General features: G+C 40.9%; 11 protein-coding genes. 1 reads left to right on the top strand and 10 read right to left on the bottom strand.

All coding sequences use genetic code 11. From position 1 onward, the window contains the following. Positions 1 to 32: 32 nt before the first annotated feature. The 8 genes from GT674_RS02270 to GT674_RS02235 form a co-directional block, all read right to left on the bottom strand. Positions 33 to 4148, bottom strand: a complete 4116-nt coding sequence (locus tag GT674_RS02270; RefSeq protein ID WP_161284180.1) for a tubulin-like doman-containing protein — start codon at positions 4146 to 4148, stop codon at positions 33 to 35. 367 nt (positions 4149 to 4515) lie between these two features. After that, positions 4516 to 7095 carry a VWA domain-containing protein gene (locus tag GT674_RS02265; protein ID WP_161284179.1) on the bottom strand — a complete coding sequence of 860 codons (2580 nt, stop codon included), beginning with the start codon at positions 7093 to 7095 and terminating at the stop codon, positions 4516 to 4518. 67 nt (positions 7096 to 7162) lie between these two features. Beyond that, positions 7163 to 7942 carry a hypothetical protein gene (locus GT674_RS02260; protein ID WP_118698999.1) on the bottom strand — a complete coding sequence of 260 codons (780 nt, stop codon included), beginning with the start codon at positions 7940 to 7942 and terminating at the stop codon, positions 7163 to 7165. A gap of 14 nt (positions 7943 to 7956) precedes the next feature. Next, positions 7957 to 8166 carry a hypothetical protein gene (locus GT674_RS02255; RefSeq protein ID WP_118251928.1) on the bottom strand — a complete coding sequence of 70 codons (210 nt, stop codon included), beginning with the start codon at positions 8164 to 8166 and terminating at the stop codon, positions 7957 to 7959. A 3-nt stretch (positions 8167 to 8169) separates the two neighbouring features. Further along, positions 8170 to 8979 carry an HNH/ENDO VII family nuclease gene (locus tag GT674_RS17070; protein ID WP_178636800.1) on the bottom strand — a complete coding sequence of 270 codons (810 nt, stop codon included), beginning with the start codon at positions 8977 to 8979 and terminating at the stop codon, positions 8170 to 8172. A gap of 30 nt (positions 8980 to 9009) precedes the next feature. After that, the gene (locus tag GT674_RS02245; RefSeq protein WP_118251929.1) at positions 9010 to 9282 is read right to left on the bottom strand and encodes a hypothetical protein; all 273 of its coding nucleotides are present in this window, start codon (positions 9280 to 9282) and stop codon (positions 9010 to 9012) included. 12 nt (positions 9283 to 9294) lie between these two features. Next, positions 9295 to 9582, bottom strand: coding sequence for a hypothetical protein (locus GT674_RS02240; protein WP_118251930.1), 288 nt, complete (start codon positions 9580 to 9582; stop codon positions 9295 to 9297). A gap of 23 nt (positions 9583 to 9605) precedes the next feature. Beyond that, complete coding sequence (locus GT674_RS02235) at positions 9606 to 12875, bottom strand: FtsK/SpoIIIE domain-containing protein (protein WP_161284178.1); 3270 nt, start codon at positions 12873 to 12875, stop codon at positions 9606 to 9608. A gap of 301 nt (positions 12876 to 13176) precedes the next feature. On the opposite strand from GT674_RS02235, the gene GT674_RS18210 reads away from it, so the two are divergent. After that, positions 13177 to 13596 carry a helix-turn-helix domain-containing protein gene (locus GT674_RS18210; RefSeq protein WP_161284278.1) on the top strand — a complete coding sequence of 140 codons (420 nt, stop codon included), beginning with the start codon at positions 13177 to 13179 and terminating at the stop codon, positions 13594 to 13596. Between the two features lie 305 nt (positions 13597 to 13901). On the opposite strand, the gene GT674_RS02225 is transcribed toward GT674_RS18210, so the two are convergent. Continuing rightward, positions 13902 to 16436 (bottom strand): HAD-IC family P-type ATPase, encoded by a 2535-nt coding sequence (locus GT674_RS02225; RefSeq protein ID WP_161284177.1) that lies wholly within the window; start codon positions 16434 to 16436, stop codon positions 13902 to 13904. 98 nt (positions 16437 to 16534) lie between these two features. Further along, positions 16535 to 16975, bottom strand: a complete 441-nt coding sequence (nifU, locus tag GT674_RS02220) for a Fe-S cluster assembly scaffold protein NifU (protein WP_161284176.1) — start codon at positions 16973 to 16975, stop codon at positions 16535 to 16537. Positions 16976 to 17011 lie beyond the last annotated feature (36 nt).

Raw genomic sequence — 17011 nt, 5'->3', positions numbered from 1 at the left:
TGTTACCTTCCGGTATTTAAAATATATTTTTTTTACTGCTGGTTATTCTCATCGCCGCCTGGCATTCCCGGATAACCTCCCTGAGTCGGCTGCTGTGGTGCCATTCCCGGATAGCCTCCCTGTACCGGCTGCTGTGGTGCCATTCCCGGATAGCCTCCCTGCACTGGCTGCTGACCCGGCATTCCCGGATAGCCTCCCTGCACTGGCTGCTGATATGGATTGTAATAAATCATCTGATTTATCTGTGTATCAAATACTGGCTGTCCTGGCTGTGGATTCTCAATTGGCTGCCATGTCTGCGGATTCAGATATCTCGGTACTCTCGGTGCCTCCGGTGTATATACGATCATCTGTCCCAGCTTTGTATCAAACACCTGCTGACCCGGCTGTGGATTCTCAATTGGCTGCCATGTCTGCGGATTCAGATATCTCGGTGCCTCCGGTGTATATGCAATCATCTGTCCCAGCTTTGTATCAAACACCTGCTGACCCGGCTGTGGATTCTCAATTGGCTGCCATGTCTGTGGATTCAGATATCTCGGTGCTTTCGGTGCCTCCGGTGTATATGTGACCATTTGACTCAGTTTTGTGTCAAATACCTGCTGACCCGGCTGTGGATTCTCAATTGGCTGCCATGTCTGTGGATTTAAGTATCTTGGTGGAGTTTGCGGTTCTGGTGCCGGAGTTGGTGCTGGTGATGGTGCTGGAGTTGGTGCTGGGTCCGGTTCTGGAGTTGGAACTGGGTCTGGTTCTGGTGTTGGAACTGGGTCCGGTTCTGGGTCTATGTCTATAGGAAGCATACGTTTTAATTCTTCAATGCAGCCCTGATAAAATTCAATTTTCTCAAGGAATGCCGGTCTTTCTTCCTTTCCGGCGTTGTACATCTCATTGCGAGCCTTTTCTGTCTGTTTCTCGTAGGTCTGAATATATTTTCGAATTTCCTCAATATATTCCTCCAGTGCACTCGGACTCATTTCAATACGTTTCTTAAGGTTGTCATACTGGAGTTCAATTTCTTCCTTCATATCTTTATTCAGACTTCTGCAAAAACTCTGATAAATCTGATATTCTTTATAATCCGGATGCATTTCATGGCCTTCTGTCAGTTTGACTGGAAACGGATCTGTATCTGTTTTCTTATAAGAAGTATCTCCCGTATACTTATTTACCCGGATCATATGATTCATATTTGCCATTGAGAAATATTTCGGATAATGCAATTCTTCCTCAATTGTCTCAATTCTGTCTGCCAGCTCGCTTTCTTTTTCCAGAATATCCAGGATAAGTGGAAAACGAAGCATATTTTCTTTTACGTTCTGCATTTCTCCATCTGGCTTGCCTATCATATAAGTACCACAGGTAAATAATTTTATGCCGTTTTTGTCATCCCACAGTTTTGACTTAATTTTTTCAAACTGCTCCATCTTTTCAAGAATTGTAGGAGCTGTCAGATTTGCTCTGCTCACTTTTTTTGCAACTTCTGGATTTGATCTTCTCAGGAAGAAACAGTCTGTTCTTCTGTCAATGATCTTATTTGCGTAACATTTGTCAAACAGGGCTTTGTATTTCTCATTTCTTTCTTTTGTTCTTCGACATTCATACGGATATTTCCAGGCCAACTGGATGCATGGAGACGGCAGCTGATCTCTCCATTCCGGTTTCAGATGTTTTCCGCTGGTAGTACTCTGATTTCCCATTTGTTTTTCATATTCTTTTTCCATTTCCTGAAGGTAATCATTAGAGTATAATGGATAGCCGCTTGTAATCTTGATGATATACATACGGCTTTCTTCCTTGCTCTTCTTTACCTTTATCTTGTCAAGATTTTTGGATTCAATATGCTCTTTTACTACTTTATAGATTATCGGACAGTTGCTCGGCACGGAAATCATGGAAAACTCTGCTACTTCACCTAAAATTCCGGTAGATTCTTTATACATTGGATAAGAGGATTTCAAAAGATCCTCTACGCGGTTCCTTATGTAATTTTCCAGACTTTCTCCATTTTTCAGTTTGCTGTTCATGACAGATTGCATGTTTATTGTCAGCAACGCCTGGAAGTTTTCGGATACAAAGTTAGAAATAAACCCGGAAATATCCATACCCGTCCCAATATTTGCATCAACACCATCAATATCTCTGCCTATCCATTTGCGAATATTTGTAGAAAGACTTTCCAGGAAATTATTCTCAGCCTGTACCACTGCTGCTTCAAACATATTCTTTCTGGTCTGTTCAAACTCGAGTGGATTGATCAGAATATCTGTGCCTTCATCCACTTTACTGGAATTTACTCTGATATATTCCACATTTCTGTCAAAAATATCCGGCAATTCCATTAAAATATCTGTCAGCGGTTTTAAGATATTGTTATAGTACAGTTCTAATCTGCTTTGTACAGTCTCCAATACTTCTACAATCTTCTCATTCAGGAATCCATGTTCCTCATTTCTGTACCAGGCATTTAACGCCTTCAAATATCTCTCTACAGCCTTAGTTTTACTATCCCAAGCTCCCAGATTGCTTCCTGCCGCAAAAGCCTGATTCATGTTATCCCGCAGCTCTTTTGATTTTGACTCACACTGTGTCTGCAGCTCGGAACAATATTTACGAAATCCCTCGAGCATATGATACAGACAATAATTTTGCTGTGATTTCATGTAATATCTGAGGTAAACTGGTCCTGTCTTCTTATCTTTGAGATTTCGTTTTATAAATTCTTTTAATTTTCCCTCTAAGTACGCCGGAAGATTTGCTGCCTGTGGCACAACAGATCTCTGGAACATAGCAATCCAGTTGTGGACTGCCTGATATGGGGCATTGTTTGGCCAAATATCTGCATATTTATAATTTTTTACTTCAAGAAGAGGTCTCTGAGCAGTCACATTTTTATAAAGCGTGCTTCGAATACACTCTTCCGTCATCTCAAGATCCTTAAATACACTTACATTAAACTGATTTTCTGTCGGTCTGTTTTTGAACATTCCTGCATTAAGCCGCTGAAATACTCTGGCAGCAACCAATGTTGAAATTTCAGTATATGGAATTTCTATTTTGGAGGCTCCCAGTGAGAGAAACTTGTAGCCTGCCGGATATTTTGCAGATGCAGTAAGTGTTGTAATATATCCCTGAATATTATCATACAGAGAAGCCATCGTGCTTGTGGAAGTATCGCCGCCTGCCTCGCCTGCAATATAGGCAAATACATTTTCTGCTACAGATCTTAAAATTTTGTCATAGTTGAAATTATGTCCGCCAACATCAGATGCATCCAGCAAATGACAGAAATCAAATGGGCAATCGTGCTCATTTAATTCAAAACCATTTGGAAATTTCTGATAATAGCGGTCTTCATGCTCTCCTGAATTCATCCAGTAATCCAGTTCTTTCAGACAGGAAAATCCATTGGTTCTCAAAGCCTCTTTTTTACCGCCATTCAGTTCATTCACATCTGTCATTAACAGATATCCCATAATATTTACATTTGGATTTTTGGCTTTGGCTATCTTTCTCAGAATATATGCCATATCCAGAAATGTACCTGCACCAGTTCCGCCTGAGATACCTGAAAATACATAAACCAGCAATCTCTCAATATCCGGGTTATTCTGAGTCAGAAGATCAATCTTTCCTGAAACAGAATTAATCACCTTTGCAATATTGTTCATCAGAAGCATTCTACCAATCTGGCGTATTCCACCGGCTCCTTTGGAACCTGCAACCTGATTTACATCATCATCAAACCACTGCCAGCATTCCTCACCTGCGGCTTTTGCTTTTTTGATGTCTGCGATTACATCTGGTGTTGATTTTACTGAAATATCACAGAATTCTTTTCCAAACTGATCAAAATGAGCAGTTCCATAAGTGGCTGCCTGACCACTGTTGTCTGTATCGATTTCCAAATATCCAATATTTTTTGGCTGATCTGCAACCGGAGCACCTGTCTTATCTGCCGGAAGGATCATTCTGGTTTTTACCTGATCTTTAATACGAAGCAGAGCATCCGCGCCACTTCCTCCAAGACCAACAAACAAAACCGCTGTCCGTTCGTCAGCCTCTACTCGTGCCCCTCCATAATAGATGCCACCATTTTTTGAAAGACTTAATGACTTTTCTAATAAGCTTACCTTTACTTCTTCTGCCATGTCCTTACTTTCCTTTCTTGTCTTTTTATCGTAATTGTAATTATTTTTTTATTTTCCAGATCTGTCTGTTCCGATATCATCATCGAACAGGATATCTTTGCGCTCTGGCTGCAAATCAATTCCAACTGAAACAGCTGTTGCTTTTATTTCTTCAATTCTTCTTTTCAAGAAATTTTTGTGACATCATAGAGTTTCCCCACAGATGCAGGAACATACAATATAACAGCCTTCCTATCGTAACTATAGTTCCTGGAACTATATATCAAAGATGCTTCTTTCAATAAACTTTGAAGTAGATTTTCTGTATCCTTTTCAGGCGATGTTTGCTTCATATTCTGATTAGAGTCTCCCTTTAGGGAGGGGGATTTTAGATGAATCCCCCGAAACCATTATCAGAACTGTCGCCACCGAAATCGAAGTTATTGTTTTCTTCGGCATTATCGTTTGCACTGCCGAAGTCATCCTGTGATGAATTTCCAAAATCATTCGGATTTCCCGCCATATTTCCTGTGCCAAAATCATCTGCACTGTTGTTTCCCGGCTGGTTTCCGTCAAATCCACCCATGCCGTTGTTTCCTGGCTGACCTCCATCAAATCCACCCATGTTGCTGCCTCCTGGCTGACTTCCATAAGATCCTCCGGCACCGCCGAATGGATTTCCGAAATTTCCAGTGTTTCCACCAAATGGATCACCAAAATTGCCTGCACCACCGCCACCAAACGGGCTTCCAAAATCATTATTTCCAAATGGATTTCCACTCTGACCACCACCAAATATGTCACCGCCAGGTTCAAAGTTGCCATCCCATCCACCTTCTCCGCCAAGCTGTAATGTTACTGTACTGATTGAATTTCCATCTGTTGAGAATTGAATTGCAATTCTGTCTCCCTTGTTCATTGGATAAGAAATTCCTTTTGCATTGTCCACATTCTGGTTGTTGATCATGATCATTCCCGGTGTTTTCGGTAAGATTTTTACTGTAACTGCGTCTCCTTTGCATGCAACCAGTTTGATCTTATTTACAAGTGTTGTCAGTCCTGCCTGCATGATCGGATTTCCCAGGGTGCTCTGTGCAAATGTATCACCCTGAATCAGTTTTCCGAGAATTACCTCTGATTTCTTAGCCGGCATTGCCAGTGTTGCCGGTGACGGTGTAAGATTTGCAAGCATCGGCGGTAAAGAAAGTTCTACGGTTACCGAATCCTTAAGCACCGGTTTTGTTGCTTTCATAATACCAGCAATCAGTGCCACAATCACTGCCAGAATTACGATTGCTGCAACAAACCAGATCCAGGATGGTTTTACAGTGACGAATACCGTAAGCTCTGCACTCTGACCATATGCATCAGAAAAAATCAACTTCAGATATCCTGTGCCGGTTCTCAGTGGCGTGATATTAAGCATTCCTGTGTCTTTGTTGTAATCTGCTGTTACAATATTATTTCCATTATCCTCTATACTGCAGTTCAGTTCTGCAAGAGACTCGCTCTTTACATGCTGGCTGATATCAACCGAGGCCTTTGTTTTGATTGGATTGCACCACATGCTGACATCTGGTCTTCCAGATACGGTCAGTTTGGCTCTTCCTATGGATAACTGATACTGTGCAGCTTCTTTCGAGAAGCTTCCATCTTTGCCTTCCAGATGTGCTGTCACATAGTAGTTTCCTGATTTTTCAAGATTCGTTTTACAAATGAAGACATGTTTTTCTTCATTGTAAGTCATCGGAAGATTCTCTCCGACAATATTTCCCTTGTTATCCATAATAGTACAGATTGCCATAGCTCCCGAAAGCAGGTTTGAATCTGTGATATTTTCATCTCCACGTACAAGCTTTCCGTAAATATTGATATCATTTCCTGCAATCGGATCCCTGCTGTTGAGAAGTTTAAAAGAAATATCATATGTAGTCAGAAGGTTTACCTGTACTGCATCGTCGGCTTCACCCTTTACACTGACTTTCCATGCTCCCTGTACAGGATACATGATTTTGAGGATCGTATACGTCGATACTTTATTCTCATCCGAAGTATCCGTCGAAACAATCACTCCATGGTCTGCATCCAGAGGAACCACCGCTCCGGTTGGATCTATAAGCTGCGGATCACTTACGCCTTTATCTGTAAGAATAACAATATTGGCCATCAGTACACTGCCATTGTCAATCACAAAATCTGTTACAAATCTTCCATCTATATACGCTGGATTCAGACCTGTCAGATCACCATCTGCAACATTTCCAAAAATATCTGTCATATATTTGTTGAAATCTGTTGCGGTAGTGATATTATAAAAGGCTCCACCTGTCTGATTGGCAATATTCTGCATGTAATCTACATCCAGTTTTCCATCATAGTTAAGGCCAATAGAATAAATCGGAACACCAAGAGAAGCTGCCTCACTAAGAGTTCCTGTCAATTCTGCATTGGATTCCTCTACGGTTCTCGGTCCATTTGGAAGGTCTGTGTTTCCATCACTGAGAAGAATAATCATAGGATTTCTGTCTCCATTGAAGGAATCACCCTCTTTTAACAGATTTAAAGCCTGTGTCAGTCCCAGAGAAATATCTGTATCCCAGCTTCCTTTTACAGAATCCTGCAGTCCTGACAGGCGGTCTCTGAATGAAGCTTTACTGTCTTCTGTAGACAGGTCTGTCAGTCCCTGGCTATCCATAATAATATTAGTGAACTGCACAAATCCAGCTCTTGATGTGTTAGAATATGTCATTTCCGTGAACAGCCGTCCTGCTGTCAGCCTCAATTTCAACGCATCTGACTTTTTCATGGAGCCACTTCCATCAATGGCAAAAATAACATCAAAACTCATGTTATCCGCAGTCGTCTGCTGCGCCACTTCTTCACCTTCTGCCCAAACTGCACTTACTGACATACAGATAAGCATCACTGCTGCCAGTAAAACAGTCAGAATTTTTTTCATGTGTCTCATACTCTTTTCCCCTTTTTTGTAAATTTTATATTGAAACCTCTGTACAGAGGAATTTCGTTATTATATTTTATCTTCTCCGACCCGGCAAAAACATTTTGATAAGCACAGCCGCTATGATTACTGTAAAAATTACCGACTGATAGGTTTTTACCACTCCGAAAATCCCAATTACCAGAACACAGATTATACCAATAACCACATAGGTAATCAGAACCCCTGCTGCAAAACTTAATACTGCCATTAAACAGTATTTCTGAATGGTATCCATATCTCCTCCGGTTTTGCGCTGATACAGCACCAGTGCCGCAATTCCAACAGCCCCCGGAAGTATTCCATCAAAGGAAAGTCTCGCACATCCTTCACCTGCCACCTGTGAAATATTCTCGTAAATAAAAATCAGGAGATATCTGTTCAGCAGATTTTTCATAATAAAAAGCATCAAAACGCCTATAACCACAAGAATTATCAATTGTGTTACTCCTGACGTTGATCCTGATGTCGAAACCGGCGGCTTCGAAAAGTCCGGAATATCTGGATTATTAACAGGCGGAATCCCCGTATCCTGTTTCTTTTCCGGGACAATGTCCATATCCGGTCCATAAAAGGTATATCCGACAAATTTGCCTTTTTCATCTGTCAGTAATTCAATTGGTCTCTCAAATCCTGTAGAACCATTTCTGGTTATCAGGTTATAAATTTCTGCTTTTTTGGTCTCTGATTTATCTCTCAGCAGCTTTGCCCATAAGTTTCTTTCACCGGCAATAAGATATCTGATACCATCTATATCCTTTTTTCTGGTTTTATCTACCAGCTGATATTGTCGGTAATTTCCCTGAACTACTTTCATTCGTCTTTCCCCACTTATTCCGGTCTTGTGTCTGCCAGAATACTTTCTGCGTTTGTAAAAAACTTCTCTGTTTCTTCCAGTGCTGTTTCCAGTTCATCCAGTGCTTTCAGCATTTCTGTCAGTGCAACATCCTCAAACTTCTTACCCACACCGTCTGTCCAATTGCACTTGTCAAAATCATCTTTTACTTTTTTTCTCACATAATAAGAAACTGTTGTGTCCATATCTTATTTTCTCATTTCTTTCCTCAGTGTCTGTGCCCGCCGCTTCCAGTATGCACTTCGGAGCATCTGAAAGCTGGAACGGTTAATTCCAGATGGTATATCTGACGTATTAATATGTAATGTTTTATGATTCTCTCTGTGCATGCTCCCTGAAATTTCTACGACACTGCCGCTCTCGGACTGAATCAGATGGTGCAGTTCTATCGGATCACCATCGTATCCTATCGGGGCTCTTCCCTTTTCCATTCGCTTCAGATTATCTTCTGTTGGTGCATAAGCACTTCCACTGCAGTAAAATGTAGTTCCTCGAAACTGCATTACTCCGTATTTTCCCGGTGTTCCACTATATCCACATTCCCTCATTCTGGTCATTACATTATATTCTTCTACCATCTTGAGATAGGCATTCAGAATTCTTTTGGATTTTGTAAATGAACGTCCAGTTCTCCTTTGTGCGTTTGTAAGCAGATCCACATAGTCAGGAATTTTTTTTATGATGGATATGATTTCTTCATCCTGTATATCCAGCTTTCTTATCCTGGCTTTGGCTTCTTCTATTTTTTTCCTGTAATCTTCCTGTTTTTTCGGATCCTGCTCAGATTCGCTTTCATCTGCATAAAAACGAATCTGATTTTCCCACTCTGATCTCTTATCTGCAATAGAAGACCGTTTCTGGTTCAGCCGCTGCAGCAGAGATTCCAGTGCATCTTTTGCACCTTTGACAGCTTCATCAACGTATTCCTTATTCTCATTTAATGAAACCACATAATTCCAGACTGCATCCGGATCTGACTTTAAAACTCCATCACTCATTTTGTATCAGCCTGCTATCTGTATGTATTTTCAGGGTTTCCCATGTGACTCAAGAAATTCTGCATATTCCTCAAGAGCCCCACTCACATCCTCCAGAGGTTCTTTGCCCAGTTCTACTACTTTCTTTGTATACTCTACAATCTCTTTTGCCTGCTCATAGAGTTTATCAGACTCAGCACCTTCAATCGTTGACAACAGTGTACTTCCTCTGTTATTGTTTTCTGAAATTGCATCCATGCACATCTTTGTGATTTTCGCCAGGCTTCTTACTTCTGAAGCATTTCCAAATACCTTTCCAGCCATGTCAATTCTCTCCTATCTGATTCGACCTTCTATACGTTCTTTTTCATCAAGTTCTCTTTGAGCTCTCTTTTTCAGTTCCAAAATCCGTTCCTCACCTGTTTGTGTGGCTTTATACAATGCATCTGCAATCATTTCAAGCTTCACAGAAGACTTGGTTGCCATTTCCGTTCCTTTAAGAGTTTCTGTTACACTTGATGCAGCAACCTTTAATCTTTGTGCGTTTTGATGCAGAATTTCCAGATATTCTTTTTCGAATTTATCACAAAAGTTGATGACGGTCTCAAGATCAATATCTACCATTTTGTTTCCCCTTCCTCTTCTGTTTATAATTTGTATGGAACGAATCGGTTTCCGGCTCTTCCATTATGATAGTATGCAAGCTGTCCGGAAAGTTCTCTTATCAGTCTTGGCTGATCAAGAAATTCTCCCGCTTCATAATCACTCATCGGAAATGCAATTTTGTGATTGAAATCCAGTGTCTTTACTTCTCTGAAATCTCTCAGTGCGGAAGCTGAATCGTAGATCACCAGATTAAATACATTACATGTAGGTCCCAGATGTATAATTCTGGCTATATCATTTCTGGCATCATATAAATAAGAAGTCTGTGCTTCTTTCCCGGTTTCCGGCTCTTCTTCATTAATATCTTCTTCTCCAAACAGATCCATATCACCAAACAGAGCACTGAATTCGTCCAGTGCCGAGTCATTAAAATCTGTTTTTTCTGATTCTTCCTCAGAAACGCTCTCCGATACTTCCGACTGCGTTGCTTTCTCTTCTGCTTTTTTTAGTACAGGTGTTCTTTTGTTTCTTTCATCTGCCAGAATGTCTGCCATAGAATCCAGCCCAAGCCATACGATCAGTTGTTTTCTGGTATTACTCCTGTCTTTTATGATTTCTAATGTTTCAACGATTTTGTAACAGATATCTTCCAGATCATCATGCACCCTTATCTCCGGATAATTTTTTTCAAATTCCAGAATTTCCGGTTTGTATTCACGATATACACTTGCATAACTGTCTGCCATAATATCAACTGAAAAGTCGGACTGTCGTGCGAAGCTTGAAATAATTGCTCTCAGAATACGCATCTGCTGTTCTTCCGTTCCAGAAGCACACATGATATTATTTCCCTTCCGCTGAAGCAGTGGAAAATGAAGTGCAAATCCGAGATTCACAGGTCGTCCCAGATAAATATGAAAATCTTTGCTGCCATCTCTGTGAGAAATCACATTTTCCTTCTCCCACTGATCGATCTCTTCGATTTTCATAGGATCCACAACACGATCATCAAAAACATCTGCCACATAGTCCTCTGCATGATAAATTGTTCTTGCCTTCTCATTCACATTATAACGACACGTTCCATTAATATAAATTGCCATGGCACGTTCGATTGTCGGAACCTCTTCACGATCTTCATTTTCCTGAATCGTCTGGACCGCAACCTCTCCGACTTTCATATGTATGAAAGAACGAATTTTATCTGCTTCTTTTTCATTCAGAGTTTCTTCTAGTTCATCCTTGTAATTAGAGAGTGCGATTCTAGCTTTTATCTGTTTCTTTCCCTTATCCGAAAGTCCTCTCAGGCCATCTACGATTGCCTGATCTGAAAGCAGCAGGATAATTCCAAGAGCTCTCGCCTCTGACAGAATATTCTCCAGCTTTGTCTTGTATTCTGTTTCCAGCTGTGCATGCTGACTCATCACATGAAATTCATCTACAATGATGAGCAGTCTTGTCATGGAGTTCTTGCCATATACTTTCCTGTAATCACCAAATGAAGTAATATTGCTTTTACCGCCTCCGGCTTTGTAATCGTAATCTGCCTGTGCAATGATTGTCTGTCTGCGGTTCATCTCGTCTATGATCTTATCCAGAAAAGCGTATGAAAAATCAGATGTCTTTGACAATCCAATAAACCGTATATGTGGAGGTGTATTGGTCTTGTAAGAATAAAATTCTGTAATCTTATAGTCAGACAGCCAGATTTCCACGTCTTCCGGAGTATAATTCATCACAATAGAACTGATCAGCATATGTAAAAGCGAACTCTTACCAGATCCGGTACCACCGCAGATCAGACCATGCGCATTCAATGCCTGTCCAAGTGAATATGAAATAATATCTCCTCTCTGGTTGATTGCAAATGGAATATGAAGACCATTTGTGGAATCCATCTGTCCGAAAGGAGCATTTATGTCAAAAATACGCTGAAATTCATTGTCCAGCTTCTTTTCTGCCACAAGCTGCTCTACGATATTTTCGATAAATTCCAGATGAGAACCACCGGTCTGCCAGTGTCGGAAATCACTTTCGACTCCCCTCACACATGTTGACGAAATATCTGTCCCTACATCAATCCGAAAAAGATTCTGTATTGCCTCTGCTGAAAAACAGCTCTCAAGATCTTGTTTTCTGCTGTGTGTGGATTCGTTTTCCCAACGGTCTACATTATTTAATATAACTACAAAGACACCCAGATTTCTTCCATTTTCGATCAGATACTGGATATTCTTAAAATCACTGTCAGAATATCCTTCGTGAAGATTCTGCACGATTATCATCTGATATGGAATCCATGCGTCCATTCCCTGTTCCGCATTGTATTCCGTTACAGTTGTATAGGCGGCCTTTTCATTAATAACCGCTGTCATCCTCTGCACCAGTGCTGTCAGTCCCCGGCTGATATCCTCACTTTTAAGGTAAGACTGTGCAAGATGATAGGAACCACCTGTTACCTTTCTGTTCAGCATAACAATATCGTTCTTTTTTACCTGCTGTAAACGGATAAAATCTCTGAAATCATTTCCGGATGTAACTGCATCCATAAAATGAAATTCCATATAGTACTGCGGTATACTGCGCAATGTCTGATAAATGATTGACTGAAGGATCTGTCTTGCCCTGTCTGTGGTCCTTGTTCCATAGTCAATGCTAAGCTGTATCGGTGCTGACAATAAAAATCCCCACGGTACAGCAATTTTCTCACCATCCCTGCACAGATTAAATAAAATCTTTCCATCACCAGACAGTTCCCGCTGTTCTTCTTCTGTCATAAAAGGTTTCAGGAGATCTCCCAGAAAAATTCTTGGATTCTCGAGAGTTTCTGGTATAACATAACTGGTCCAGTCAGAATCACTGGTACATCCTCCATAACACATGGCACTTTTATATGCCTGTGTATATTCCTCGGATATCTGCTGAAGCTTATACCAGATTGCATCAGCCTCACTTCGACAGTCCCGAATCTGGTCTTCCATAAAGTTAAGAAGCCCCGTCAGTTTCCCCATTAACTCCCGGTAAACCTCTCTCTGACTTTTCCCAAATCCAAGCATACTCTTAATAAGAGGCCATAATCCTGCACTGTTCGCCAGTTCAAGTCTTAACTGTGTTAATTCCTGCTCTGTATAGATTCTGGCTTCACTGTCTGCAACATTTCCATATCTATTTCCAAAACGTGCAAAAAGTTCTGCTTTCTGATGGTTATAGATTTCTCTTTCATCAAATAATTCCGTTGCTCTTCTCTTTATTGCACGATAATTTCTTATTAATTCTTGAATTTTCTGATAATTATTGTTGAAGTCAAACATTTCTCTTTTTCACTCCTTATTTGTAAAAGGATTTTTGTAATACAATTCGGAAGACACATTGCCCGATTTCGATCTTTTGGACAAGCAATAGATATGTTTCTCTTTTTTGTTTATTATACAATTTTAGTGCGTTTAAATCAACCTTATAGTAACTATTTCATATTACTAACAGTAATATTATTAAACAAACATGACATTTCATTTTTTTGGTTAAATAAAAAGACTTCTGATATATTACTTATACTTTGAATTTTTCCCACCAATTCAACTATTAGTAATTTTTTTCTATTACCGACGGTAAATTGTTTGTCAATTATATTCCTTTTACAATATTAAGAATAATCATCTTATAATTATTTCAAAGGAGGGATTCCTGCTGAAAAAAGACTTAAACGTTCAAATTGGGCAGCGGGTCAGATTCGCACGAAAACAGGCTCATCTTTCCCGGGAAGCCCTTGCCGAAAAGCTGGACATATCCACTCTTTTTCTTGGGTATATTGAATGCGGTCAAAAAGGGATGTCTTTATCCACACTCCAGAAACTCTGCCAAGTTTTGGGAGTGTCTTCCGATTTTATTCTTATGGGTATTGATGATGATTCTGTCCATAAAAATAATTTTATGTTGCTTATGGATTCTGTCGATCCCAAGTATCATCCACTGCTTGAATCTAATCTGCGATGTACGATTGATGCAATCAATGAAACCAAAAAAATGAAGTGATACATTAAATAGAAACAGCTTTTTACTTTCGGCATCTTTTTTTGTATCAGGTCTGTTTTCATGGATTTCAACTGGGTTTCCGCAAAATACAATTGTAGAAACCCAGATTAAATTCCAGTAATCGTCTTTCGTCCTATCTTCCTCAAAAATCCCTCTGTTCTTTCCACCTCCTTTTCTTTGATATTCAGCATCTTAGCATAGGTTTTACACAAATTTGTTTTTTCAAAAGCTATTCTGCCGAAATTTTGCAAAAAAAACAGCATCATAGCTTCACGCTGCAATGCTGTTTTCTCACTTATCGTTATTTATTTTTTTCTGCTGAGTTTATTCACAAATCCTGTAAACTTTCCCGGTTTTTCCTGATCCAGAGACTTTGCATAAATCCCTTTGAGCCAGCTTGTGATCACATCGATCAGAACCGGTGCAAATGTCATCAGGATAAATACCAGTATGATCAGTCCGAAGTCCAGGGAACCAAGGGCCAGCAGTTTCTGAAATATGACTGCCGCGGCAAAGAAAATAAACTGCATTCCATAAATGATTACCTTACGGTAGGTATTCAATGGTGCATAAACCGTTTTTAATGCTGCCATATAGTTCCATCCTGTGACCAGTACACAGGCCGTACTCAGCATGGCATTGGAATGATATACATTCTGGCAGACAAGCATGATTGCAAACACACAGGATGAAATAGTGATTGCTGCCGGAAACGCATTCAGGAACACATGTCGGAGAAACGTATGATCGATCTTGTCATAATTGTTTTCCTGTGCAAGAAGGAAGGTTGGAATCCCGACTGCGCAGGCACTGATCAGTGACATCTGGATCGGTTCGAACGGATACGTGTTTCCAAAAAAGATTGTCAGAAGTGACAGCATGACAGAAAACATAGTCTTGATCAGAAACATGGATGCCGCTGTACGGATATTGTTCACGACTCTTCGTCCCTGATTCACGATATGTGGCATGGATGCAAAATTTGAATCCAGAAGAACTACGTTGGCAATATTCTTTGCCGCATCACTTCCCTGTGCCATGGCAATACTGCAGTCTGCTTCTTTGAGAGCAAGAACATCGTTGACGCCATCTCCTGTCATGGCAACGGTATGTCCCTGTTTCTGAAGAGCCTGTACCATTTCTTTTTTCTGCTGCGGTGTCACTCGACCAAAAACACTGTATTTCGAAACAGCCTCTTCTAAATCTTCCTCTGTTTCCAGTGTTGTCGCATCCACATAGCTTTCTGCATTCTTAAGACCTGCCCGCTTCGCGATCGCAGAAACGGTGACAGGATCATCTCCCGAGATCACCTTGAGGTCAACTTCCTGGCTGTCAAAGAATTTCAGTGTGTCCGGAGCTTCTTCTCGGATCACATCTGTCAGAAGAAGAAGTGCCACCGGTTCAAGATCGGCCGGAAGTTCTGTACCTTCTGCCATCTGACTGCTGTGTGCCAGTGTAAGGACTCGAAGTCCTTCCTGTGCATATTTCTGGCAGACATCCAGGATTTCTTCTCTTCCCTCTGGAAAAAGAAACTGTGCCGCTCCCATAAGATAAGTTCCTCTATCCTCAAATACAGCTCCACTGTATTTTCTGTCGGAAGAAAACGGAATAATATGCTCCGGCGTCATAGATGTTTTGGTTGGAAAGCGTTTACGCAGGGCATCAATCGTCGCATTCTGATCTTTAAGAACATACATGAGATTTCCCATCATGTCCTCAATTTCATGAATATCCTGCAGAGCTGCCGTTTCGTCTATGGTTTCTGCCTGATCCGCTTCCGTTTGCGAACCGGTATCTGGATTCTGTGTTTCAGCATTTTCCGGCTGTATTTCCTGATCCTGGAGCATTCTGCCTTCGTCCGGCTCTTCTTTGTCTTCTGTCAGATTTCTGAGAAGACTCTCACACCACGACTCCACACGCTCTACACACATGGTTCCTTCAGTGATTGTTCCGGTCTTGTCCAGACAGAGTGTATCAACTCTTGCCAGAGTCTCAATACAGTATAACTCCTGTACAAGAGTCTTCTTATTGGCCAGAACCAGTGCTCCCAGTGTCAATGCCACACTGGTGAGGAGTACCAGACCTTCCGGAATCATTCCCAGAACACCTGCGACCATACTCACAACAGAAGCCTTGAACGTATTTCCTACAATATAGTACTGTTTATAAAACAGCAGTGCTCCCAGCGGCACGATAATGATACTGATCACTTTCAGAATCGCATTCAGAGAATTCTTAAGTTCTGAATTGTGACGCTTGAATTCCTTTGCTTCGCTGGTGATCTGTGCCGCATAGTTATCCTTGCCGACATGAATGATCTGACAGCAGGCCTCTCCTGCTGTTACAAAGCTTCCTGAAAAAAGTTCATCTCCTACATTCTTTGGAAGGTTATCTGATTCACCTGTCAGAAGTGATTCGTTTACCTCTACACTGCCTTCCAGTACCTTTGCATCTGCCGGAACCTGATCACCGGTCTTAAGACAGACCAGATCATCAAGAACCAGTTCCTCTGTCGGGACAGTCCACTTCTTTCCCTCACGAATGACAATTGATTTCTTCGCGGTCAGAATCGCCAGCTTGTCAATGGTCTTCTTTGCACGGATTTCCTGTGCAATTCCAATCAGTGTATTGATAATAATGATACATACAAAAAATGCATTCTTATATGAACCGACCAGCAGTACAAGTACCAGAAGTACCAGGTTCAAAAAGTTAAAGAAGGTCAGCGTATTCTCTCTGACGATCTGTTTATATGTCCTGGTGTTTGGATTTTCATCCGCATTAACCTTGCCCTGCTCGATCCGCTCATTTACCTGTTCGTCTGTAAGTCCTGTCAACATTTCACCTCACAATTTATCTGCATACAAAAACACCTCTTGGGACATTTCCTGCAGACAGCAGCCTCAAATTTATGTTTCCCCCTCACAGCCGTTGTTTCTTAGTACTCTTCTTCTTCCTCGCCTTCGCTGATGTCTGACTTTGGTTTATCCAGACCTTCGATCACAATACCATGTTTCTCAGCGTAATCCCACAGTGCTGCGTGAATTGCTTCCTCTGCAAGAAGAGAACAGTGTACTTTGACCGGCGGAAGTCCGTCAAGTGCTTCCATAACGGCTTTGTTTGTGATCTGCATTGCTTCTTCAATAGTTTTGCCTTTGACCATTTCTGTTGCCATACTGCTGGTTGCAACTGCCGCACCACAGCCAAATGTTTTAAATTTGCATTCTTTGATGATATGTGTCTCATCATCGATATCAAGGAACATTCTCATGATATCACCGCATTTTGCGTTACCGACAGTTCCTACACCGCTTGCGCCCTCAATTTCTCCTACATTTCTTGGATGCTGAAAATGATCCATAACTTTTTCGCTGTACATAATATTTATTCCTCCTGTTTCTGTTTTTCATTAATT

This window comes from Blautia sp. BIOML-A1 (assembly GCF_009883055.1).
Classification (GTDB): domain Bacteria; phylum Bacillota; class Clostridia; order Lachnospirales; family Lachnospiraceae; genus Blautia_A.
Note: the sequence above shows the minus strand (reverse complement) of the source record. Positions and strands in the feature narration are given on the sequence as shown.